The organism is Yersinia sp. Marseille-Q3913 (genome assembly GCF_963892745.1).
GTDB classification, from domain to species: Bacteria; Pseudomonadota; Gammaproteobacteria; order Enterobacterales; family Enterobacteriaceae; genus Yersinia; species Yersinia bercovieri.
The window spans coordinates 94,092-116,739 of the sequence record NZ_CAWQAF010000002.1 but is presented as its reverse complement, the minus strand read 5'-3'; the positions used below and the strand labels follow the sequence as shown (position 1 = coordinate 116,739).

Below are 22,648 nucleotides of genomic sequence, written 5' to 3'. Positions count from 1 at the left end.
GGGATAAGCCCTTGAGTGACCAGTTAACTTAGCGGTTGAGATGGAAATAGAGTTCGTTCCAGCGGATCTCATTTTTGAATGCTGGCAGAGTGGTGTCGTTATCGATCAACAGGAACTCAATGCCGTGCATCTCAGCATACAGGCGTAACTCATCAACCCCGATGGCTTGCGAGAACACGGTATGATGTGCGCCACCAGCGATGATCCAGGCTTCGGCGGCGGTTGCCAGTGAGGGCTGCGCCTGCCAGATGGCCCGTGCCACTGGCAGTTTTGGCAGTGGGTGCGGTTGCTCAACCGTATCAACCACGTTGACCAACAGGCGGAAGCGATCTCCCATATCAATCAAGCTGGCATTCAGTGCGGGGCCTGCTGACGTCGAGAAGATCAAGCGCGCCGGATCCGCTTTACCGCCGATGCCCAGATGTTGGACGTCTAACAGCGGTTGCTCCTCTTTGGCAATCGAGGGGCACACTTCCAACATATGGGAGCCGACCACCAGATCATTACCCGGCTGGAAGTTATAGGTGTAATCCTCCATAAATGAGGTGCCGCCTTTCAGGCCGGTGCCCATCACTTTCAGAATGCGCAGCAGTGCTGCGGTTTTCCAGTCACCTTCGCCACCAAAGCCGTAACCTTGTTGCATCAGGCGCTGCACCGCCAGGCCAGGTAACTGTTTCAGGCCATATAGGTTTTCAAAATTGGTGGTAAAGGCTTTAAAGCCGCCTTGCTCCAGAAAACGCTTCATGCCTAACTCAATTCGCGCGGCATCCAGCAAGTTTTCGCGTTTATTGCCATTGAGTTTCACCGCATCAGTCAAGCGGTAGGTGGCTTCATACTCCTCCACCAGAGCATTAATATCGCCCTGGCTGACGGCATCCACTACCGTGACCAGATCACCAATACCATAGGCGTTAACCGAGTAGCCAAACTGGATTTGGGCTGCCACTTTGTCGCCATCCGTCACGGCTACTTCGCGCATATTGTCGCCAAAACGGGCCACTTTCAGCTGTTGGCTCTCTTGTTTGGCGGCTGCAACGCGCATCCATTGACCGATACGCTGATGTGCTGCTTTATCCTGCCAGTGACCGGTGATCACACTGTGTTGCTGACGCATACGTGCGCCGATGAAACCAAACTCACGACCACCATGGGCGGTTTGGTTTAGATTCATAAAGTCCATATCCATGGTTTCCCACGGAATTTGCGCATTAAACTGCGTGTGGAATTGCAACAATGGCTTGTTCAGGATAGTCAGGCCACCAATCCACATTTTGGCTGGAGAGAAGGTGTGCAGCCAGGTCATCACCCCGATACAGGCAGTATCGTAATTCGCCTCACGGCACAGGGCGGTAATTTCATCCGGCGTAGTGACCAAGGGTTTCAGTACCAGCTTGATCGGCAAACCCGCTTCGCTGTTGAGGCTGTTGACCACCTGATGGGCATTATCCATCACTTGTTGCAGGGTTTTAGGGCCATACAGGTTCTGGCTGCCGATGACGAACCACACTTCTGATTGTTTGAATACGTCCATCTGATACTCCAATTAATATATAGGGTACAAATAATATGCAGTTATAAATCAGGCTAATCATTAAGATCAGTGCATAGCCTCGCTAACGGGGCGTAGTGTGGTTCTGCTGATAAACACCACTGTTGATAGCGCTGATAAAGCTGCTGATAACGTGCAACTTGCTCGGCATTTGGCGTCAAAGTCCGCTCAATTTTACAGGCCATATGGCGCTGTGCCGTGGGGACATCAGCAAAAACGCCCGCCGCAACGGCGGCAAAAATCGCCGCCCCCAGCGCACAACATTGATCCGACGCCACTATCTGTAGCGGGCGGTTCATCACATCGGCACAAACCTGCATGATAACCGGTGATTTGCGGGCGATACCGCCCAGCGCCAACACATTCTCCACCGGAATATTCTGCTGTTCAAAACACTCCATAATGGCTCGCGCGCCAAACGCCGTGGCGGCGATAAAACCACCAAATAGTGTCGGGGCATCGGTGCCCAGATTCAGATCGGTAATCACCCCTTTTAGCCGCTGATTGGCATTGGGGGTGCGGCGGCCATTAAACCAATCCAGCACTACCGGCAGATGATCAAGGGAGGGATTTTTCGCCCACTCGGCAGTTAATGAGGCGAGCAGGGTAGATTCAATCTGTTTGAGTTGCGGTTGCAACTCTGGCTGGGCTAAAGCGGCTTGATGTAGTGGCCAACTCAGCAAGCGGCTGAACCAGGCATACATATCACCAAAGGCGGATTGACCCGCTTCCATCCCAATCCAGCCGGGCACCACGCTGCCCTCCACTTGACCACAAATACCGGCAATGGCGCGGTCACCCACCAGTTTTTCATCGGCAATCAAAATATCGCAGGTGGAGGTGCCAATCACTTTGACTAATGTATAAGGCTGAGCACCCGCACCGACGGCACCCATATGGCAGTCGAATGCGCCACCAGAGAGGATCACCGTAGCGGGTAGCCCCAGACGTTCAGCCCACTGCGCGGTAATCAACCCCACCGGGCGCTCGGCAGTATAGGTCTCGGTAAACAGAGGGTAATCGAGGTCATTAACCAGACTGGAGTCCAGTGCGGCCAAAAATTCGCGTGGCGGTAAGCCGCCCCATGATGGATGCCACAAACTTTTGTGGCCGGCACTGCAACGGCCCCGTTGAATAGCTGCTGGCGCAGTGGTGCCCGATAGCAGCGCCGGAACCCAGTCGCACAACTCAATCCAGGAGACCGCAGCATCACGCACTGCCGCATCTGCGCGGGTAACATGCAGAATTTTTGCCCAGAACCACTCGGAAGAGTAAACGCCGCCGATATAACGCGAATAGTCAGCGAACTCACCACTGCGGCATAAGCGATTGATCTCTTCGGCTTCTTCGATAGCTGTATGGTCTTTCCACAGCACAAACATGGCATTCGGGTTGTTGGAAAATTCAGGGCGCAGCGCCAGGACCTGACCCTGTGCATCAATCGGTGCCGGTGTCGATCCGGTAGAATCTACCCCGATAGCCACAATCTGCTGGCGCTGTTCGGCACTGAGACGACCCACCACCTGACGGATGGCCTGCTCCATCGCTTCTATATAGTCGAGTGGGTGATGGCGAAACTGATTTTGCGCCGCCTGGCAGTAAAGACCTTGCTGCCAACGTGGATAGTAGACCACTTCGGTATCTATCTCGGTGCCGTGCTGACAATCAACCGCCAATACCCGAACCGAGTCGCTGCCAAAATCCAGCCCGAGGGAGATGGCCCTATTTACCGGGATGGCACTCTCTGCCGATATAACATCGCCTGTCATAAGTGGTTACTCCTAACGATTGCAGAACATAAGGGTTCATTGGCAATAGCCGATTAATTGCTATCCAAGATAGGAGTGAGTAGTGGCAAGCGGTGAGGAGTAGATAGCTGGAAGTATGTACTTTTCTGCTTCCTACAGCGTTTTTGTGATGTCAGTCAAAAGTTAGAGAGAGGTTAAATTTGCTGAATATATGGATAATCAAACTGTAATCTCTGGATGTGATAGCGCTCTACATTCCAAAGCATAATTCAGGCTAAAACTGTCACCGTCTTACCGGGTGTGCTTAAGTTAGGTGGCTTTAAATAGAGCATCTAGCTGCACTGAAGCTGAAAAACAGTATTGATAACGTTTCCACTAAAAATCGTGAGATTTAGGTGGTTGACGAAAAAACAGACAAAAAACATCTCTTCCTACAAAAACAGTCCGGAGAACACTATGCATAAATTAACTAAGGCGCTGGCAGTGGTTGGGTTAGCGGCCGTTATGTCACATTCAGCTATTGCCGAGAGCATGAAATTAGGCTTTTTGGTCAAGCAGCCTGAAGAGCCATGGTTCCAGACCGAATGGAAATTCGCTGACAAAGCGGGCAAGGACTTAGGTTTCGAAGTGATAAAAATTGCCGTGCCCGATGGTGAGAAGACGCTGAATGCCATCGACAGTCTGGCCGCCAGTGGCGCGAAAGGCTTTGTTATCTGTACGCCAGACCCGAAATTGGGGCCAGCCATTGAGGCCAAGGCCCGCAGTTATAATCTGAAAGTGATTGCGGTTGACGATCAATTCGTGAATGCCAAAGGCAAGCCGATGGAGAGTGTGCCGTTGGTGATGATGGCAGCGACCAAAATTGGTGAGCGCCAGGGCCAGGAGTTGTGGAAAGAGATGAGCAATCGTGGCTGGCAGCCGGGCGAAACGGCGGTGATGGCCATCACCTCGGATGAACTGGACACCGCACGCCGGCGCACCAGTGGCTCCATGGATGCACTGAAAGCAGCGGGCTTCCCAGAAAAACAGATCTATAAAGTCCCAACTAAATCCAATGATATCCCCGGCGCATTCGATGCCGCCAACTCCATGCTAGTGCAGCATCCTGAAGTGAAAAACTGGCTGATCGTTGGCATGAACGACAATACGGTGCTGGGTGGGGTGCGCGCCACTGAAGGTCAGGGCTTTAAAGCGCCGAATGTGATCGGCATTGGTATCAACGGGGTGGATGCGGTCAGCGAACTCTCCAAAGGTCAGGCGACGGGCTTCTATGGCTCCTTGTTACCTAGCCCGGACATCCATGGCTATAAGAGCATTCAGATGCTGCATGACTGGGTGACCAAAGATGTTGAACCGGCGAAATTTACCGAAGTGACGGATGTGGTGCTGATCACCCGCGATAACTTCAAAGTTGAGTTAGAGAAAAAGGGCTTGATGTAATTCCATTACGCGCTATGGCGCACTGGGGGCAGGCTGCGGCTTGCCCCAACTAACCCCGCCATTAGGTGGGCAGTGCAACCCAACTTTATAAGGAAGCCATCATGTCAGCACTCCATTCTGCGTTACAAGCTGAGCTGGAAGCCGGACAGTCACCTTATCTGGCTTTTTGTGGCATCGGAAAAAGTTTCCCCGGTGTTCAGGCGCTGGATGATATCAGTTTTACCTGTCAGGCGGGCCAGATCCACGCCCTGATGGGTGAAAATGGTGCGGGAAAATCGACCCTGCTGAAAATTCTCAGTGGTAACTACAGACCAACGCAGGGCGAAATCCACATCAAAGGCCAGGCGGTTAATTTTACCAATACCACCGAAGCGCTCGACGCGGGGGTCGCCATTATTTATCAGGAGCTGCATCTGGTTCCAGAGATGACAGTGGCAGAAAATATCTATCTGGGCCAATTGCCTACCAAGATGGGCATGGTTGATCGCAAGTTGCTGCGCTATGAATCCAGTTTGCAGCTATCACATCTGGGGCTGGAGATTGATCCCGACACCCCACTGAAATATCTCTCCATCGGCCAATGGCAGATGGTGGAAATTGCCAAAGCGCTGGCGCGCAATGCCAAAATTATTGCTTTCGATGAGCCAACCAGCTCACTCTCCGCCCGCGAGATCGAACAACTGTTTCGGGTGATCCGCGAGTTACGCGCCGAAGGGCGAGTCATTTTGTATGTCTCGCACCGGATGGAGGAGATTTTTGCGCTCAGCGATGCTATTACCGTGTTCAAAGATGGCCGCTATGTGCGCACCTTTGATGATATGAGCCAGGTGAATAACGACTCGCTGGTGCAGGCCATGGTTGGACGTAACCTGGGGGACATCTATGGCTATCAGCCGCGTGAACTCGGCCCTGAGCGCCTGGCTTTGCAAGCGGTAAAAGCCATTGGGGTGAAATCGCCTATCACACTTAGCGTGCATCAAGGGGAGATTGTCGGCCTGTTTGGCCTGGTCGGAGCTGGTCGCAGCGAATTACTAAAAGGGGTTTTTGGTGGCACCCAATTGACCAGCGGGCAGGTTTTGCTGGATGGCAAACCACTAAAGATCCGTTCGCCCATTGACGCCATCACCGCCGGTATCATGCTCTGCCCGGAAGATCGCAAAGCTGACGGCATCATTCCGGTCCACTCGGTGCAGGACAATATCAATATTAGTGCACGGCGCAAAACAGTGACGGCAGGCTGTCTGATTAACAACCGCTGGGAGCGGGAGAATGCGGCATTACGCATTGAATCGCTGAATATCAAAACACCCGGCGCCCAACAGCTAATTATGAATCTGTCCGGCGGTAACCAGCAAAAAGCCATATTAGGCCGCTGGCTATCCGAAGATATGAAAGTGATTTTGCTGGATGAACCGACGCGCGGCATTGACGTCGGCGCTAAACATGAGATCTATAACGTCATCTATCAACTGGCGAAGCAGGGCATTGCCGTGCTGTTCGCCTCCAGTGATCTGCCGGAAGTGCTCGGCTTGGCGGACCGGATTGTGGTGATGCGTGAAGGGGCGATTTCCGGTGAGTTAGACCACGGTTATGCCACTGAAGAGCAAGCATTAAGTCTGGCGATGCTACGTACCCCGAATATTGCTACTGATGCCGCGCCTGCGGTTGCCTGATTGTAAAGGAGTGAATCATGTCCAGCGTTACTTTGAGTTCTGAGAAGAAGAGTCCGGCATCAAATCAGTCACAGCCACCACAGGATGCACCGGCTAAAAGCGGATTCGGCCTATCCCGCATCTGGGATAGCTACGGCATGTTGGTGGTGTTCGCCGTGGTCTTTATTGGTTGCGTGATATTTGTGCCTAACTTTGGCTCCTTCATCAATATGAAAGGGCTGGGGCTGGCTATCTCGATGTCGGGGATGGTGGCTTGTGGCATGTTATTTTGTCTGGCCTCCGGCGATTTTGACTTATCGGTCGCCTCGGTCATTGCCTGCGCGGGTGTCACCACTGCGGTGGTGATCAATATGACCGAAAGCCTGTGGCTGGGAGTGGGTGCGGGTCTGCTGCTGGGGGCACTGTGCGGATTGATTAACGGCTTTGTGATTGCCCGCCTGAAAATCAACGCCTTAATCACCACCCTGGCCACCATGCAAATTGTCCGTGGTCTGGCCTACATCATCTCTGATGGTAAAGCGGTGGGTATCGAAGACGAACGATTCTTCGCCCTCGGTTACACCAACTGGCTCGGTTTGCCCGCACCCATCTGGATAACCATTGCCTGTCTGGCACTGTTTGGTTTTCTGCTGAATAAAACCACCTTTGGCCGCAATACCCTGGCGATTGGTGGCAACGAAGATGCCGCGCGGCTGGCGGGTGTTCCGGTGGTGCGCACCAAAATCATTATCTTTGTGTTGTCGGGTTTAGTTTCGGCGGCGGCGGGGATTATTTTGGCCTCACGCATGACCAGTGGTCAGCCGATGACCTCGATTGGCTATGAGCTAATTGTGATTTCTGCCTGTGTACTGGGTGGGGTCTCACTGAAAGGCGGGATTGGTAAAATTTCTTACGTCATCGCCGGTATTCTGATTCTGGGGACAGTGGAAAACGCCATGAACCTGCTGAATATCTCGCCATTCTCGCAATACGTGGTGCGGGGTTTGATTCTGCTGGCGGCGGTGATCTTCGACCGTTACAAACAGCTGGCTAAACGGACGGTATAAACCGCCTGATGGCAGAAAAATCCATAAAAACTCCATCTGGCTCACACTTCTGTCACCTCTATCGGGCGGCGTGAAATCCGTCCGATAAACTGAAATAGGCAGAGTGAATCTGTATAGCAAAAATCAGCGCAGGACTCCAAGGAGGCTAAATGTACCATCGAATGGTTCAGGAACCGCAACCCAATCCATTGCTACCAGGCTACACCTTTAACGCCTATCTGGTGGCGGGATTAACCCCGATTCTGGCAGACGGACCACTCGATTTCTTTATCGACCGACCGGGTGGCATGAAGGGGTATATTCTCAACCTGACCATCAAGGGGCAGGGTAAAATTTTTGACGGCGAAAATACCTTTTACAGTAACCCCGGTGACTTGCTGCTCTTTCCCCCCAAGGCAGCGCACTATTATGGCCGCTCACCCAACAGCGACTGTTGGTATCACCGCTGGGTCTACTTCCGGCCACGGGCTTATTGGGCTGATTGGTTGGAGTGGCACAGTAAAACCCATGAAGTCGGGCGCTTATCATTACCAAACAATAACTTGCTGCTGGAGTTTGATCGCCTGTTTGCCAATATCGAACAGACGCAAAAATCGGGTCGACGTTTTGGTGAAGAGCTGGGCATGAATTTGCTCGAACGCCTGTTGTTACGGGCGATGGAGGAGGATCCTCTTAGCCCGCAGCGCATTATGGACCCACGTGTCATTGAGGCGTGCCAGTTTATTACCGGCAATCTGGCGGGTGAGTTGCGTATTGACGAGGTGGCACGCCATGTCTGCCTATCTCCGTCGCGACTGGCGCACCTGTTCCGTGAGCAAGTGGGGATCAATATCCTGCGCTGGCGCGAAGATCAGCGGGTGATCCGTGCCAAATTGTTACTGCAAACCACGCAAGAGCCGATTGCCACTATTGGTCGGGTGGTGGGGTATGACGATCAACTCTATTTCTCCCGCGTTTTCCGCAAGCGCGTAGGGGTCAGCCCCAGTGATTTCAGGCGGCGCAGTATTGAAACCAACTACCCGCAACGCAGTTTGCGTCAGCCAGAATGGCGGGATAGTGGTGAGGCAATAGTGCGGGTTTAAGCCCGCCGGTTGCGTTAAGCAAAAAATTACCTCTTGTCGCGGGAATCATCATGGTGTCAAATCGGTTAAACGAGTGATATCAAATAACGAAATATCCTGAGTAAGAGGGAATACCATGGCCGAAAAAATAAAAGTGGGTCTACTGGGCTACGGCTACGCCAGTAAAACCTTCCATGCGCCGCTGATTATGGGCACTCCGGGGCTGGAACTGGCCGGCGTGTCCAGCAGTGATGCCAGTAAAGTTCATGCCGACTGGCCAACTATGACCGTGGTGTCAGAGCCACAAGCGCTATTTGATGATCCCACCATCGACCTGATTGTTATTCCTACCCCCAATGACACCCATTTCCCGCTGGCGCAAAAAGCACTGGCCGCGGGCAAACATGTGGTGGTCGATAAGCCGTTTACCGTGACACTGTCACAAGCGAATGAACTGAAGCGACAGGCCGATGATGCCGGTTTACTGCTCTCGGTGTTCCACAATCGCCGCTGGGACAGTGATTTTCTGACGCTAAAAACGCTGCTGGCCGAAGGTGTGCTGGGCAAAGTGGTCTATTTTGAGTCTCATTTTGACCGCTATCGCCCGGAGATCCGCCAACGCTGGCGTGAGCAAGCCGGTGCTGGCAGCGGCATCTGGTACGATTTAGGGCCACATTTACTGGATCAGGCACTGCAACTGTTTGGGCTGCCAGAGACGCTGAATGTCGATTTGGGCATGTTGCGCCCCGGTGCGCAGTCGGTTGACTATTTCCATGCGATTCTCAGCTACCCCGATCAACGGGTGGTACTACACGGCACGGTGCTCGCCGCCGCAGAAACCGCACGCTATATCGTTCACGGTATGCAGGGCAGCTACATTAAGTTTGGTCTCGACCCACAAGAAGATCGGCTGAAAGCGGGTGAACGTCTACCGCAGGCTGATTGGGGCTATGATATGCGTGATGGTGTAGTGACACTGTCACATGATGGTGTTCTGGCGGAGAAACCACTGCTGACACTGCCGGGTAATTATCCCGCTTATTATGCGGGGATCCGTGATGCCATTTTGGGCAGCGCGCCGAATCCAGTTCCGGCCAGCGAAGCGATTAAAGTGATGGAGTTGATTGAGCTGGGTATGGCCTCTGATCAACAGAAAAAAGCGCTGCCGGTTTCATCGGCAAACTGAGTTTTGACTCTCGCTGGGCGGCAGCATAGCCCAGCATTTTTGTTTGGGGAACACCTTGGCATGTCATGGCTGCAACGATTAAAGATAGATAAGTTCTTATTAGTGCTGATTTTAGTGGTCATTATCGCGTCAATCTTCCCGTGTGAAGGGGAAGTTAAAGTGTGGTTTGAACACCTGACCACCGCAGCAATTGCATTGCTGTTCTTTATGCACGGTGCCAAGTTATCACGCACGGCGATAGTCTCCGGCATGGGGCATTGGAAACTGCATCTGGTGGTATTCCTCAGTACCTTTGCGCTATTCCCGCTGCTCGGTTTTGGCATGAATGTGCTGGTTCCCGGCGTATTAACCCCGACGCTGTATCTCGGCTTCCTCTATCTGTGTGCCTTGCCCGCCACCGTTCAATCCGCCATCGCCTATACCTCGGTGGCGGGGGGCAATGTGGCGGCGGCCATCTGTAGCGCCTCGGCGTCTAGCATTCTTGGGGTGTTCCTGTCACCGATTCTGGTGGGCATGTTGATGCAGACTCAGGGCGGTGATACCGATACTTTGCACGCTATCGGCTCAATCATCATGCAACTGATGGTGCCATTCATTGTCGGCCATCTCTCACGTCCGCTGATTGCTAAGTGGGTCGAACGCCATAAAAAACTGGTTAATATCACTGACCGGTCATCGATTTTATTGGTGGTCTACGTGGCCTTTAGCGAGGCGGTGGTTCAGGGGATTTGGCATCAAATTGATGGTTGGTCGCTGTTGGCAATATTGGTCTGTTCGATGGTGCTGCTGACGGTAGTATTGGTGGTCAATACCCTGGCTGCGCGTTGGCTCGGTTTCAATACCGCCGATGAAATTACCATTGTGTTCTGCGGCTCGAAGAAAAGTCTGGCTAATGGTATTCCAATGGCCAATGTGCTGTTCCCGGCCGCTGTGGTGGGGGTTATGGTATTGCCGCTGATGATATTCCATCAGGTTCAATTGATGGTTTGTGCCATATTGGCGCAGCGTTACGCCAAACGGGTCGCCAGAGAGAGTGCAGAAAAATAGCAGGCGACCGAGTTGCTGGCCGCGACGAGTCGCGCTGAAACCAAATAGTTAACTCATTGATAAAACGCCCGTACCTCCATGAAGTGCGGGCGTTTTTTATTTGATCATCTCAATCGTTTCACCCACGAATTTTATCGCGCAGCGCCTGTTTCTCAGTTTCGCTGATAAAGGCCATGGTCAGGCCATTCTCCTGCGCTTGACGGATCTCTTGCGGCGTCAATCCGGCAGCAGGTGCCGCGACATGGTACTCATTAGCAATCTCGATACCCTGAACCGCAGGATCATCAGTATTGATTGATGCAATCACGCCGTGGCGCAGGAAGGTCGCCAAAGGATGTGTTGCCAGTGCTGCGACTGTGCTGGTCTGGATGTTGGATGTCAGGCAGGACTCGATACCGATTTTATGCTCAGCCAGATAATCCATCAGCTTGATATCTTCTACCGCTTTAACACCGTGACCAATACGTTCCGCCCCTAACTCGCGGATAGCCTGCCAGATGCTCTCAGGGCCAGCGGCTTCACCGGCATGGACGGTAATGCGCAACCCCGCATCCCGCGCGCGGTTGAAGTGGCTGCGAAACAGACCACCAGGGAAGCCCAGCTCATCACCGGCCAGATCCAGGGCGGTAATAGCGTCGCGATGGGCTAACAAGCCATCAAGCTCTTGCTGACATGCCTGCTCACCGAAAGTACGGCTAAGAATGCCAATCAGGCGAATATCAATATCAAAATCACGACAGCCGGAGGTGATGCCATCAATCACCGCTTCAACCACCCCGGCAACTGGCAACTGATGCTTCATGGCCATATAAAAGGGCGAGAAGCGCAGCTCGGCATAGTGTAGCCCGGCGTTGGCGGCATCTTCGACGTTCTCATAAGCCACACGACGGCAAGCATCAAGCGAGCCTAAAACCGCGACTCCCCAATCCAGTTTTTGCAAAAAACTCACCAGATCAGGTTCCGTTTTGGTGATCTGCACATGAGGGCGCAGAGCGTTGATTTCATCAGCAGGTAGCGACAGGTTAAACTGACGGCCCAAATCCAGAATAGTTTGCGCACGGATATTGCCATCAAGATGGCGATGAATGTCAGTCAAGGGAAGGCGGGGATCAATCATATTGTGCACTCACTTTTATCAGAAGGTGATTCTTGTGGGTAAAGTGCAGAACATTATAAAAACAAATTAATGAAAATATCCAGCACGTTGCATTAAAAGGTGACTAAAGTCACATTTATTGGTGAATGACAGCGGGCGATACTCAGATTTTGCAGCTATTCTCCCTGCAAAAACTGAATGCCACTAATTAACTTATCCATACCCGCCTCCACCTTACTGCGGGCGCAGCCGACATTGAGCCGCAGGAAGCCACGACCCTCTTCGCCGTAGGTGAAACCAGGCATAATGGCGACTTTCTCTCGCTCAATCAGCACTTCCTGCAATTGATGATCATCAATATTCAGGGGGCGTAAATCTATCCACGCCAAATAGGTGGCTTGTGGTGGCTGCCAGTTTAAGCTTGGGAACGCGGCATTCAACCGCTGCGCCACATAAGCCAGATTGGCTTGCAGGTAATCGCGCAGCTCATCTAACCAGGGGGCAGCTTGTTGATAAGCCGCAATATGTGCCACGATAGCCAGCACAGCTGGGGAAGATAAGCCATCACGGCCTTTCAACATCTGGCTGTAGGTCTCGCGGGTCTCAGTATCGCTGATAAAACCGTATGCGCCCGTTAAGGCGGGAATATTGAATGTCTTGGAGCCGGAGGTGAGTAAGGCCCAGGGGGTATGGCCCACCTGGCTCCATGGCGTATGTTGCTGATCACCCCAGGTCATATCCATATGAATTTCATCGCTAATCACTTTCACCTGATGGCGCTCACATAGCTCGGCCATCTGCGCCAGCTCTGCGGGCGTCCAGACTTTGCCCGTCGGGTTATGCGGGCTGCATAGCAACAATATTTTAGTCTGTGGCCGCGCCAGTAGCGCTTCGAGATGCGCCATATCACATTGCCACAGGTTATCCACTTTATGTAGCGGGCAGCTGAGCAACTGGCGTTGGTTACCGAGGATCACTTTATAAAAGGCATCATAAGCTGGGGTATGGGTGATAACAAAGTCGCCGGGTGCTGACCAGCAGCGAATCAGTTGGGCTACCATGTAGATAACCGAGGGGCCGTAGACCGCCATGGAGGTATCAATGTGGCACTGAAAACGGGTCTGATACCAATGGCGGATCGTGCCGAGAAAATCTTCATGCTGCCAGCGGCTATAGCCCAAAACGCCGTGCTCAATGCGCTGATTGAGGGCTTGCAGGATCACCGGCGCGGTAGGGAAGTCCATATCTGAAATGGTGAATGGTAGCAGGTCAGCTGCACCAAAACGGTCAGCAATATAGTCCCACTGGGTACACCAGGTGCCGTGACGATCGACGGGGGTGGAGAAATCGAACATGAGTGTCTCGCTTATGAGATAGACCCTCGGTATTTGAGGTCGCCGGGTTATCCGCGGCAACAGCAAAAACCTTGGGTCTATCGGTAGTTAGGTAACCGCACTTAGCTAAGGCGTGGCAAATTGCCCATGGCTTATCAGTGAGTCTAATTCATCTTTCACCGATTGCACCTGCGGGCCAATAACGACTTGCAGATTATGGTCATTCAATTGGATCACGCCGATTGCACGGTTGGCTTTCAATGCCGCTTTATCCACCAAATTCATATCCTTGACTGACATCCGCAAACGGGTAATGCAGTTATCCAGCGAGACAATATTATCCGCACCTCCCAGAGCCGTTAAGATAGCCGGGGAGTTGTAGCCAGATTTGCCTGTAATGGTGCCATTGGCTGTTTTCTCTGCATTGAGGCTGGCGGCGGTTTCATTCTCGCGCCCTGGGGTTTTGATATTGAAGTACTGAATGGCGAAGCGGAAGATCATATAGTAGGCAACAAACCAGATCCCCGCGACCACTGGCACCCAATACCACTTGGTCGCCGTGCCGTGCAGAATACCAAACACCACGAAATCAATGATATTGCCGTCGGTATTGCCAATGGTCACCCCCAACAGCGCCATGACGGTAAAGCCCAAACCGGTCAGGAACGCATGGATCAGATACAGGAAAGGTGCCACGAACAGGAACAGGAATTCAATTGGTTCGGTGGTGCCGCCAACTACACAGGCCACTACGCCAGAAATCAGTAATCCTTTAATTTTATGGCGATTTTCAGGTTTTGCGCAGTGGTACATCGCCAGTGCCGCACCCGGTAGACCGCCGAGGAAGGCGGGCATTTTGCCCTGAGAGAGGAAGCGAGTTGCACTCTCAGAGAAGCCAGTGGTGGTGGGGCAAGATAGTTGTGCCTGGAAGATAGTTAGCGCGCCACTGATGCTATGACCACACACATCCATGGTGCCGCCTGCTTCAGTGAAACGAATCAATGCGACCAATATATGGTGTAGGCCGAACGGCAGCAATAAGCGCTCCCCGCTGCCGAAAATCATTGGCCCGAACATGCCGGCACCGTTAATCAATCGGCCCAATCCATTAATACCGGCGGCAAACCAAGGCCAGATCAGCGGGATCAATAAACCAACCAGTCCAAGAACCACGGTGGTCACGATAGGCACAAAGCGCGTACCACCAAAGAAGGCTAATGCATCAGGCAAGCGAATGGTATTGAAACGTTCATGCAGCAAGTAAACAATGACCCCGACAATCACCGCACCCAAAATACCGGTATCGATGGACTGAATACCTAATATATTCTGAATGTTATGGGTTTTCAGTACCAATGAGTCGGTGGTGGGTAACACGCCGCGGGTGGTGAGGTAAAAGTTGGTTGCCAGGTTTAGCACCGCAAAGCCAACGAAACCGGAAAATGCCGCTACCCCTTTGTTTTCACGCGCCATCCCCAATGGGATGGCGATGGCGAACATCACCGGTAAGAAGCTAAAAGCAAATGAACCCACTTTGCTCATCCAGGTAAATAATAACTGGAAGGCCGGGTGACCAATGAACGGCAGTAGGGTGATGACATCTTTACTGCTAAGGGAGCTGCCGATACCCAGCATGATCCCACAGAAAGAGAGCAAGGCGACGGGCAGCATGAAGGTTTTCCCTAAACTTTGGAAAAATTCCCACAGCGTGATTTTTTGTTTTTTTACCGCTGACATAGTGGCTCCTGTTGTTAACACCACTGATAGTGGCAATGTTTTCGTCTCCCTGTCTGGAGGTAAAACAAGATAAAACGTTTAACCTCGATAATATGAGCGGTAAATCACAATTATTGATCCTGTTTATGTATTAGAGTAATCCATCGGATTAAACGTTTAACTTGGCTTATTCTGCGGTATGACCATTAAAAAAATCACCATTACAGATGTGGCTAAATTTGCCGGGGTTTCAGTGGCGACTGTGTCGCTGGCTATCAGTGGCAAAGGGCGTATCTCTCCGGCAACCGCCGATCGGGTCAATCAGGCAATCGAACAGTTAGGTTATGTGCGTAACCGCCAGGCGGCGCAACTGCGCGGTGGGGAGTCTGGCGTGATTGGTTTGATTGTGCGCGATATTGGCGATCCATTTTATGCCGCCATGACCGCTGGTTTGAGTGAGGCGATTGAGGCGGGGGGTAAACTGCTATTTCTGACGCAAAGTGGTCGGGAAGGTCAGGGATTGCTGCGCTGCTTCGAAACCTTGATTGATCAAGGGGTCGATGGGCTGGTGCTGGGCGGGGGGGCAAAACGGGAGATGGGGCTACAGGAGCGGGCTGCTGAGCACGATATCCCGTTGATTTGCGCGGCTCGTTCGAATGTATTGGAGGGGGTGGATGTGGTGCGCCCGGACAACATGCAGGCGGCCAAAATGGCGACCGAGTTTCTGATTGGTCGGGGCCATCGGCAGATTGCCTATCTGGGGGGCCATTCGCACTCATTAACACGGGCCGAGCGGCTAGGGGGCTTTTGTGCCACTCTGGTGCAGTATGGGCTGCCGTTTCGCTCCGAATGGGTGGTTGAGTGTGATAGTCAGCAGCAAGCTGCCGCTGATGCAGCAGAGACATTATTGCGCCATCATCCCAATGTGAGTGCCATTGTTTGCCATCAGGCGTCAGTTGCCCTCGGTGCCTATTTTGGTATTTTGCGTACTGGTAGAACCATTGGTAGTGCTGGGGTGGATACCTATCTCGATCAGCAAGTGGCATTGATCGGCTTTGGTGATGTGCCGGAAGCGGAGCTTACTGAGCCGCCACTCACTTTTATTACCAGTTCCGCTCGAGAGATAGGCTACAGTGCCGGGCAACGATTGCTCCAGCGTATTGCGGGGGTCGATCTTCAACTGCAAAATGTGATATTACCGCCGATGTTGATCCGCCGAGGATCAGCCTGAATATGGGCGCTGATCACTATTGAGATTGAGCTGCTAGCGCAGGATATCCTTGATATGCGGCTGTCGATTCAGTATTTTACTCTTTCAGCCGAATAAATTAATTATTTACCTGCTATTTAACATTATAAGTTAATTGGCATTTCGCACTCTATTTTATCGACAAAATACAACTCAAAGATATATCACTTGGCTGAATATATTATTTCTCTCGTGCCCATCAATCTTTTTAGGAGTGATGAATGAAAAAAATATTATTTGCTATTATTATATCTTCAATAGGAACTGCCTACGCCTCTTGTCAACTCCCTGAGAGTGTTGAAGGTAAGGATTTTATTATGGAGATATCTAACGCCTATAGCCCCGGCAATCCTATGGCAGGAAACGTCTACAAAATGCAGTTCCATAGTGGTGGGAAATATAGCTATAAAATATTAAATAATGGAAAAGATTATTCTGGTAAATATAAGTATGGAAGGATTGCTGATAATATTGGGGTTATTAACTCAGAAGAGATGTTTGGTACTGATCTCACCAAATACACATTAACCTTGATCTGCGATAACGCCCACTCAGGTCTCTATTTTTATCAACAAAGTGATGGGGTAGCAGGCCGTCGTTCCAATACTTCACGCTATTTCTTATTAAACTGACGTATTTTTTATTAAGTTGATCTGTTAGTCGCGATAATGGTCATTCGGCGAGGATTAATCCGCGAGGGATAAAAAACGGAGCTATAGGCTCCGGAGGTTTTTGATAAAGTGCCTGTTGCGCAGGAGAGAGCAGGTAGATCGTAAACCCGCCGCCTGCCCTTTGAAAAAAAACTCCCTGGAGGCTTGGTCCGCGCCATCCCTGGCGCGGACGCTTTACTTTTCCTCCCGCCTCTCCGTTCCAGATACATCATCAAGAGGGGCACTGTTTTGTGCACCAATTAAGAGACTTACTGGGCCGGTGCTGCTGGAGCTGGAGCATCTGTCGGCTCATCACCACTCTCTTCTTCAGCCGGTGCACCGCCGAACATACCGAACAGGCCAACAAACTCTGGCAGTGACATTTTCTGGCCATTCAAATCAACCAGGTTATCAGCAAAGTGAATGCTGCTGCTGATAACATCGTCTTTAGTGGTGGTCAGCTTAAACATCTGGCCCATAGCAGCAACGCCCTGAACCTGCTGTTGTGCCAATTTTTGCGCCTCTTCTAGGCTGTAGCCTTGCAACTTCGCGGCTTGAGTCGTCAGTTCGGTCGCCATTGCCATTGGGATAGTCAGTGTCGCATCGACTTTTTTCACCGACTGCGCTAACAGGGGAGCGCTGCCAGCTTTAGCTTGTGACGGATCAGTCAGATCAACATTCAGGGTAAAGGTACTTTCCCCTTTGGCATTTTTCCAGCTCAGAGGCGCAATGCTGAATGTTGGGCTGCCTTTCAGCAGAGCAGGGAGTTTAGCAAGCAACATCTCGGTCATCTCTTGCTGATAAGCTTCAGCATCAAGATTTTCACCGGCCTGAACGGCTTTCAGCGCTTGCTGATTGTAGGCGTTGGTAAACTGTTTCAAGCTTTGACCATCCAGACGGTCGAAGGTAAAGGCCAGTTTACCGGAACCAAAATCACTGCCCTGAATTTTAAGTGCATCCAATGTGTAGGCCAGCTTACCGTTCAAGTCTTTCTCGGTTTCGCCTAATTGGGTGTTCAGGTTAAAGCCAACCAGTGTCGCGGTCTCTTTGCCATCAAGACTAAAACTGATCTGCTTAATGCCAAGTTGCTGATCACCAATGCTGAGATCAAACTTACCCATATGGCTATCACTTTTCAGTGTCAGGCCCTGGACGTTAAATTGTTCGATTTGATCCCACTGATTTTTAGTTGAGAAGAGGATATTTTCGCTGTTACCGCTTATCTTCACATTGCGTAAATCACGGGAAACATCAGCATCAAACTGGGCACCAGAGAACTTCACACTGGTGGTATTTTGCTGATAGTCAATAGGAATAAAGGTGATGGCAGAAGAGGTATCACCGCCGTATGAGATGCGTGAATCCGCAGTAAACGGAGATTGACCCTTGGTGACTTCAAACAGTTTTTTCAGCGCCGGCGTATTGGCAAGCTCAGTATGTACCGAAGCCATGCTCGGGATCAGATTGAATTTCTTCAATTGCGCTAACGGGAATGGGCCGTGATCGATAGTTTCGATGAATGCGACTTCATCCCCCTCTTTTAACGCTTTTTCGCCCGCGACGCTGCTATCTGCTTGCAACACATAACGAACCTGGCTGGTGAACAGACCGCGCTGGTAATCTTTATACGCGAGTTTCACCCCGGCTTTTGGCAGCAAGGTACGGATCTGCCCGTTTGCGTTGTTAACCAGTTCACCCATACGCTGCTCAATCAGTTTGCCGGTATACCATGAGGCTCCAGTCCATGCTGCGCCAAGTACGACTATGACGCTGACAGCCACTAACGATTTTTTCATTGTTCTGTTCATCCTTTTTCTAATACACCAAATTCACTGTGTTGATCACGGTAATGAGTTACTCGTTAAATATCACCAAAGATAAATATAGGTCAAACTCACCATGCACAAATATTATTGATACGATAACTATTTAACGCGAGTTCGAAATCTATCTATCGAAACGGCAAAAAGCCAGTTATTGACAACAAAATGAGTAACTTTGTTCACTCTACGTTGTAAACCCGAGCAATAGAGCCTATTCCATGTACAGTTACCGGTGATTCGTTAGCCGGTATAAAGCAGGACTCTCCTGGTTGCAGGGTGATCTCCTGCTGCTGTTTTTGTAGCACGGCTTGACCCTGAACACAGAATACAATAGCAGCACTGTTTTGCGCTAATGTCTGAGGTTCAGGGGTTAATGTATGCAGAGAAAAGGCGAAATCTTCAACCGGGATCGGGAAGGCCAACTCGTTACCATGCTGCTGGGGTGTGGTGAGCAGGGTATCCGCCGGTTTTGGGATAAATTGCAGATTAGCCATTAATTCAGGGATATCGATAAACTTTGGTGTCAACCCCGCGCGTAATACGTTATCCGAGTTCGCCATCACCTCCAACGCCACACCGTCCAGATAGGCATGTGGTGTTTCTGCATACAGGAACATCGCTTCGCCTGGCTGTAAAGTGACCACGTTCAGCAGCAGCGGGGAGAACAAACCGCTATCATCGGGGTAGAAGCGCGAAATACTGCGAATGGTATCCCATGGCTCACCCAACTGATTATTTAATGCCGCTTTCAGGATGGCAAGGGCGCGCGTTTTCGGTTCACCAGCCATGCTCAGCAAGCTGGCAAAAAGCGTGGCGAGATGCTCAGTATCCGGTTCGCGCAAAAAGGCGGCTATATCAGGGTGGGCGGCCGCTAACGGCTGGAGTAAGTCCTGAATATCTTCCAAGGTGCGGAAACCATTCATGGCCTGAAAAGATGTCAGGGCATAGACCAACTCAGGTTTATGATTTGCATCTTTATAATTTCGTTCGGCAGCATCCAGCGGGATCCCGGCCTGATTCTCTTTAGCAAAGCCAATTTCGGCGGCGGCTTTGCTCGGGTGAACCTGAATGGATAACGGTTGAGCCGCACAGAGCACTTTAAACAGGAATGGCAACTCACCAAAGCGCTTGAACACCTCGCGCCCCAGATTCGCCTCAGGATGTTGCGCGATCACCTCACGCAATGAGTGCCATTGGCCGTTGGCATCAGCCACTTCAGAACTGCTCTTGGGGTGTGCGCCCATCCACAGTTCAGCCATGGGTTTGCCCTGCGGATTTGCCATGCCGTAAAGCTTCGTAAGCGCATCAGTGCTGCCCCAGGCATAGTTTTGTACTGCATTCTTCATTTTTTGCATATCGATGATCTGCCGTTTGTTAAGGGCCGCAATAGAGGATAACCCATCAACTTGTATGGCAAGCTGGTCAATCCACGCGCCCGAGAAAAATAGTCCCTTAGTAAACAATGGGGGTCAAGGGGTTGCAAGTAGTAATGCTATCCGCCTCGCAGGTTGGCACTACGGACGAGAGAAATAGGAATCAATCGCATAACGGTGGCGATAAATATGCCATGATAGTGTTCATACTGTCCGGGAGGCGGTATGACAGACTTTAACCTTTTTGTTCTACATGCTAAGGAGGTAGTGATGATGACCACTCGCAGTGAAAAAGACTCCATGGGGCCTATCGAGGTGCCAGCAGACCAGTTGTGGGGCGCACAAACCCAACGCTCGTTAGAACATTTCCGCATCTCGCAAGAGAGAATGCCGACGGCATTGATCCATGCCTTGGCGCTGACCAAACGGGCGGCGGCGAAGGTTAATAGGGATCTGGGATTGTTGCCTGCCGACCGCGCAGAAGCCATTATGCGCGCTGCCGATGAAGTGCTGGCCGACCGCCACGCGAGTGAATTCCCGCTATCTATCTGGCAGACCGGGTCTGGTACTCAAACCAATATGAATATGAATGAGGTGCTGGCTAACCGTGCCAGTGAGATATTGGGTGGCGAGCGGGGAAATAACCGCCTGGTGCATCCCAATGATGATGTTAATAAGAGTCAAAGTTCCAATGATGTCTTCCCGACGGCAATGCATGTTGCGGCGGTTATAGGATTAAAAGAGAATCTGTTGCCTGAATTGCAGGTTTTACAGCACACGCTAGCGGAGAAAGCAGCAGCCTATCGCGATATTGTGAAAATTGGCCGTACACATTTACAAGATGCAACTCCATTGACACTGGGGCAGGAGATCTCGGGTTGGGTGGCGATGCTATCTCACAGCAGACAGCATATTGAAGCCGCGATCCCCCATCTGTGTGAGCTGGCGCTTGGGGGGACGGCTGTCGGCACGGGCCTGAACACGCATCCCGAGTATGCGGTGCGTGTCGCTAATGAGATTGCAGCCCTGACACATCAACCTTTTATTACTGCGCCGAATAAATTTGAGTCATTAGCCACTTGTGACGCACTGGTACATGGTCATGGTGCATTGAAAGGGTTGGCGGCGTCGTTAATGAAAATTGCCAATGATGTGCGGTGGTTGTCCTCTGGCCCTCGTTGCGGTATCGGTGAAATATCTATTCCGGAGAATGAACCCGGTAGCTCCATCATGCCGGGTAAAGTGAATCCGACACAATGTGAAGCCATGACCATGCTGTGTGCACAGGTGATGGGGAATGACGTGGCGGTCAATATTGGTGGGGCATCCGGAAACTTTGAGCTGAATGTGTTCCGTCCGCTGGTTATCCATAACTTCTTGCAATCAATTCGCTTACTGGCCGATGGGATGCGTGGCTTTAATGAGCACTGTGCCGTGGGTATTGAGCCAAATCGTGATCGCATCACTCAGCTATTAAATGAGTCGCTAATGTTAGTCACTGCGCTAAATACTCATATTGGTTATGACAAAGCGGCGGAGATTGCTAAAAAGGCCCATAAAGAGGGGCTAACACTAAAAGCGGCCGCGCTGAAGTTAGGTTATCTGACCAGTGAGCAGTTTGATGAGTGGGTCAAGCCAGAAGAGATGGTTGGAAGTATGAAGTCATCCTCTGCCGAGTGATAGTGAGCGCCGGATGTGATTTCCGGCGTTTTTTATTTCGTCTCTTCACTATATAAATGTAGCCTCGGCACCAACAGCCGCAACGGCCTGGCGTCGGGTTTATATTTATGCTTAATGTGGCGAACATCGTAGTCGGTTAACTCACCTAATTTAGGTAATTCAGCCACTGATTGCGCCTGACAAAAAGCAATCAATGGCACAGGGCAGGGGTGTTGCACCTGTTTTTGTTGCTCCTGATACCAGACGCGCGCAATCGGCTGCACTTTGACTGGCCGCTTAATCTTCAGCTTGGTTTTTTCAGGCAAGCGTTGAATATCATTGATCTCTATACTAATTGACTCAACCCATTGCTCACGGGTAAAGGGCGGAACCGCGCGACCGGCATTCAGGCTTTTATTTAGCTGCGCCAGAATCTCTTCGCGGGTAACACTCTTTATTATATGTTTGTTCGCCCAACCAAAACGCACGGAGCTTGGGTTGAGTAGCGGTGTAATGGTGCGATAGGTATTCAGGGTAATCAGACCATGCAAGTGGGTATGCACAAATTCGAAACGCTGCTCACTGGGTAGCCCGGACTCGATGGTGATTATCTGTTCCAATTCACTCTTTAGCTGATTAATTTCACGAATGATATTTTGGCATTCAACCAACTGATTATCAGTCACTGAGAAACAGAGTACACCTGGCAGGCGCAGGGCCGCTTTGCTACTGGTATTTTGCCCCTGATGATGAATAAATAGTCGCTGATAATGCTGTAACCCCAGCTCTCTGGCCTGATTACCGACAGTCGCGGTGACCGCGATTTGCTCAATGGGGTGATGTTCAGAGCCTTTCTCTATCTCCGGCAGGGAAAAGACCCGCGCGGCAAGTAAAGGTAATTCATTGAGTTGCTGGTGGAGGAGTTGCAAGGCAACCTCTAGTGAGGTAAAGCGGCTATTCAATCGTTCTATCAAATCATACTTGTTCATTTTCTTTTC

At 51.2% G+C, this 22,648-nt stretch carries 17 protein-coding genes; 9 read left to right on the top strand and 8 right to left on the bottom strand.

Annotation, left to right across the window (positions count from 1 at the left end):
* Nucleotides 1-28 precede the first annotated feature (28 nt).
* A complete protein-coding gene (gene araA, locus AACW11_RS01225) occupies nt 29-1,531 on the bottom strand; it encodes an L-arabinose isomerase (protein WP_212585621.1) in 1,503 nt (500 codons plus the stop codon).
* Nucleotides 1,532-1,584: 53 nt separating this feature from the next.
* On the bottom strand, nt 1,585-3,318 hold the full coding sequence (locus tag AACW11_RS01220) for a ribulokinase (RefSeq protein WP_212585620.1): 1,734 nt from the start codon (nt 3,316-3,318) through the stop codon (nt 1,585-1,587).
* 435 nt (nt 3,319-3,753) lie between these two features.
* Between AACW11_RS01220 and AACW11_RS01215 the strand changes: the two genes are divergently transcribed.
* The 6 genes from AACW11_RS01215 (at nt 3,754) to AACW11_RS01190 (ending at nt 10,750) form a co-directional block, all read left to right on the top strand.
* The gene (locus tag AACW11_RS01215; RefSeq protein ID WP_212585619.1) at nt 3,754-4,737 is read left to right on the top strand and encodes an arabinose ABC transporter substrate-binding protein; all 984 of its coding nucleotides are present in this window, start codon (nt 3,754-3,756) and stop codon (nt 4,735-4,737) included.
* Nucleotides 4,738-4,838: 101 nt separating this feature from the next.
* Nucleotides 4,839-6,410, top strand: coding sequence for an L-arabinose ABC transporter ATP-binding protein AraG (gene araG / locus AACW11_RS01210; RefSeq protein WP_212585618.1), 1,572 nt, complete (start codon nt 4,839-4,841; stop codon nt 6,408-6,410).
* Between the two features lie 17 nt (nt 6,411-6,427).
* Nucleotides 6,428-7,456 carry an L-arabinose ABC transporter permease AraH gene (gene araH, locus AACW11_RS01205; protein WP_212585617.1) on the top strand — a complete coding sequence of 343 codons (1,029 nt, stop codon included), beginning with the start codon at nt 6,428-6,430 and terminating at the stop codon, nt 7,454-7,456.
* A 149-nt stretch (nt 7,457-7,605) separates the two neighbouring features.
* Nucleotides 7,606-8,538, top strand: coding sequence for an arabinose operon transcriptional regulator AraC (araC, locus tag AACW11_RS01200; protein ID WP_212585616.1), 933 nt, complete (start codon nt 7,606-7,608; stop codon nt 8,536-8,538).
* A 115-nt stretch (nt 8,539-8,653) separates the two neighbouring features.
* Entirely contained in the window at nt 8,654-9,703 is a 1,050-nt protein-coding gene (locus AACW11_RS01195) for an oxidoreductase (protein ID WP_212585615.1), read from the top strand.
* 60 nt (nt 9,704-9,763) lie between these two features.
* On the top strand, nt 9,764-10,750 hold the full coding sequence (locus AACW11_RS01190; RefSeq protein WP_212585614.1) for a bile acid:sodium symporter family protein: 987 nt from the start codon (nt 9,764-9,766) through the stop codon (nt 10,748-10,750).
* 118 nt (nt 10,751-10,868) lie between these two features.
* On the opposite strand, the gene add is transcribed toward AACW11_RS01190, so the two are convergent.
* The 3 genes from add to malX form a co-directional block, all read right to left on the bottom strand.
* Nucleotides 10,869-11,867, bottom strand: a complete 999-nt coding sequence (gene add / locus AACW11_RS01185; RefSeq protein WP_212585613.1) for an adenosine deaminase — start codon at nt 11,865-11,867, stop codon at nt 10,869-10,871.
* Nucleotides 11,868-12,022: 155 nt separating this feature from the next.
* Entirely contained in the window at nt 12,023-13,201 is a 1,179-nt protein-coding gene (locus tag AACW11_RS01180; protein ID WP_212585612.1) for a MalY/PatB family protein, read from the bottom strand.
* 105 nt (nt 13,202-13,306) lie between these two features.
* Nucleotides 13,307-14,917, bottom strand: coding sequence for a maltose/glucose-specific PTS transporter subunit IIBC (gene malX, locus AACW11_RS01175; protein ID WP_212585611.1), 1,611 nt, complete (start codon nt 14,915-14,917; stop codon nt 13,307-13,309).
* Between the two features lie 178 nt (nt 14,918-15,095).
* On the opposite strand from malX, the gene malI reads away from it, so the two are divergent.
* On the top strand, nt 15,096-16,127 hold the full coding sequence (gene malI, locus AACW11_RS01170) for a Mal regulon transcriptional regulator MalI (RefSeq protein WP_212585610.1): 1,032 nt from the start codon (nt 15,096-15,098) through the stop codon (nt 16,125-16,127).
* A gap of 239 nt (nt 16,128-16,366) precedes the next feature.
* The gene (locus AACW11_RS01165; RefSeq protein ID WP_212585609.1) at nt 16,367-16,777 is read left to right on the top strand and encodes a hypothetical protein; all 411 of its coding nucleotides are present in this window, start codon (nt 16,367-16,369) and stop codon (nt 16,775-16,777) included.
* A 287-nt stretch (nt 16,778-17,064) separates the two neighbouring features.
* On the opposite strand, the gene AACW11_RS01160 is transcribed toward AACW11_RS01165, so the two are convergent.
* Complete coding sequence (locus AACW11_RS01160; protein ID WP_212585608.1) at nt 17,065-18,591, bottom strand: YdgA family protein; 1,527 nt, start codon at nt 18,589-18,591, stop codon at nt 17,065-17,067.
* Nucleotides 18,592-18,797: 206 nt separating this feature from the next.
* Entirely contained in the window at nt 18,798-19,973 is a 1,176-nt protein-coding gene (gene manA, locus AACW11_RS01155) for a mannose-6-phosphate isomerase (protein ID WP_212585607.1), read from the bottom strand.
* 288 nt (nt 19,974-20,261) lie between these two features.
* Between manA and fumC the strand changes: the two genes are divergently transcribed.
* Nucleotides 20,262-21,671 (top strand): class II fumarate hydratase, encoded by a 1,410-nt coding sequence (fumC, locus tag AACW11_RS01150; protein WP_212585657.1) that lies wholly within the window; start codon nt 20,262-20,264, stop codon nt 21,669-21,671.
* Nucleotides 21,672-21,703: 32 nt separating this feature from the next.
* Here fumC and tus read toward each other — a convergent pair whose 3' ends face one another.
* Nucleotides 21,704-22,639 (bottom strand): DNA replication terminus site-binding protein, encoded by a 936-nt coding sequence (gene tus, locus AACW11_RS01145; protein ID WP_212585606.1) that lies wholly within the window; start codon nt 22,637-22,639, stop codon nt 21,704-21,706.
* Nucleotides 22,640-22,648: the final 9 nt, after the last annotated feature.

Bases quoted from the DNA above. Each gene is read 5' to 3' on its own strand.
- araA (WP_212585621.1), bottom strand. From the start codon at position 1,531: ATGGACGTATTCAAACAATCAGAAGTGTGGTTCGTCATCGGCAGCCAG.
- AACW11_RS01220 (WP_212585620.1), bottom strand. From the start codon at position 3,318: ATGACAGGCGATGTTATATCGGCAGAGAGTGCCATCCCGGTAAATAGG.
- AACW11_RS01215 (WP_212585619.1), top strand. From the start codon at position 3,754: ATGCATAAATTAACTAAGGCGCTGGCAGTGGTTGGGTTAGCGGCCGTT.
- araG (WP_212585618.1), top strand. From the start codon at position 4,839: ATGTCAGCACTCCATTCTGCGTTACAAGCTGAGCTGGAAGCCGGACAG.
- araH (WP_212585617.1), top strand. From the start codon at position 6,428: ATGTCCAGCGTTACTTTGAGTTCTGAGAAGAAGAGTCCGGCATCAAAT.
- araC (WP_212585616.1), top strand. From the start codon at position 7,606: ATGTACCATCGAATGGTTCAGGAACCGCAACCCAATCCATTGCTACCA.
- AACW11_RS01195 (WP_212585615.1), top strand. From the start codon at position 8,654: ATGGCCGAAAAAATAAAAGTGGGTCTACTGGGCTACGGCTACGCCAGT.
- AACW11_RS01190 (WP_212585614.1), top strand. From the start codon at position 9,764: ATGTCATGGCTGCAACGATTAAAGATAGATAAGTTCTTATTAGTGCTG.
- add (WP_212585613.1), bottom strand. From the start codon at position 11,867: ATGATTGATCCCCGCCTTCCCTTGACTGACATTCATCGCCATCTTGAT.
- AACW11_RS01180 (WP_212585612.1), bottom strand. From the start codon at position 13,201: ATGTTCGATTTCTCCACCCCCGTCGATCGTCACGGCACCTGGTGTACC.
- malX (WP_212585611.1), bottom strand. From the start codon at position 14,917: ATGTCAGCGGTAAAAAAACAAAAAATCACGCTGTGGGAATTTTTCCAA.
- malI (WP_212585610.1), top strand. From the start codon at position 15,096: ATGACCATTAAAAAAATCACCATTACAGATGTGGCTAAATTTGCCGGG.
- AACW11_RS01165 (WP_212585609.1), top strand. From the start codon at position 16,367: ATGAAAAAAATATTATTTGCTATTATTATATCTTCAATAGGAACTGCC.
- AACW11_RS01160 (WP_212585608.1), bottom strand. From the start codon at position 18,591: ATGAAAAAATCGTTAGTGGCTGTCAGCGTCATAGTCGTACTTGGCGCA.
- manA (WP_212585607.1), bottom strand. From the start codon at position 19,973: ATGCAAAAAATGAAGAATGCAGTACAAAACTATGCCTGGGGCAGCACT.
- fumC (WP_212585657.1), top strand. From the start codon at position 20,262: ATGATGACCACTCGCAGTGAAAAAGACTCCATGGGGCCTATCGAGGTG.
- tus (WP_212585606.1), bottom strand. From the start codon at position 22,639: ATGAACAAGTATGATTTGATAGAACGATTGAATAGCCGCTTTACCTCA.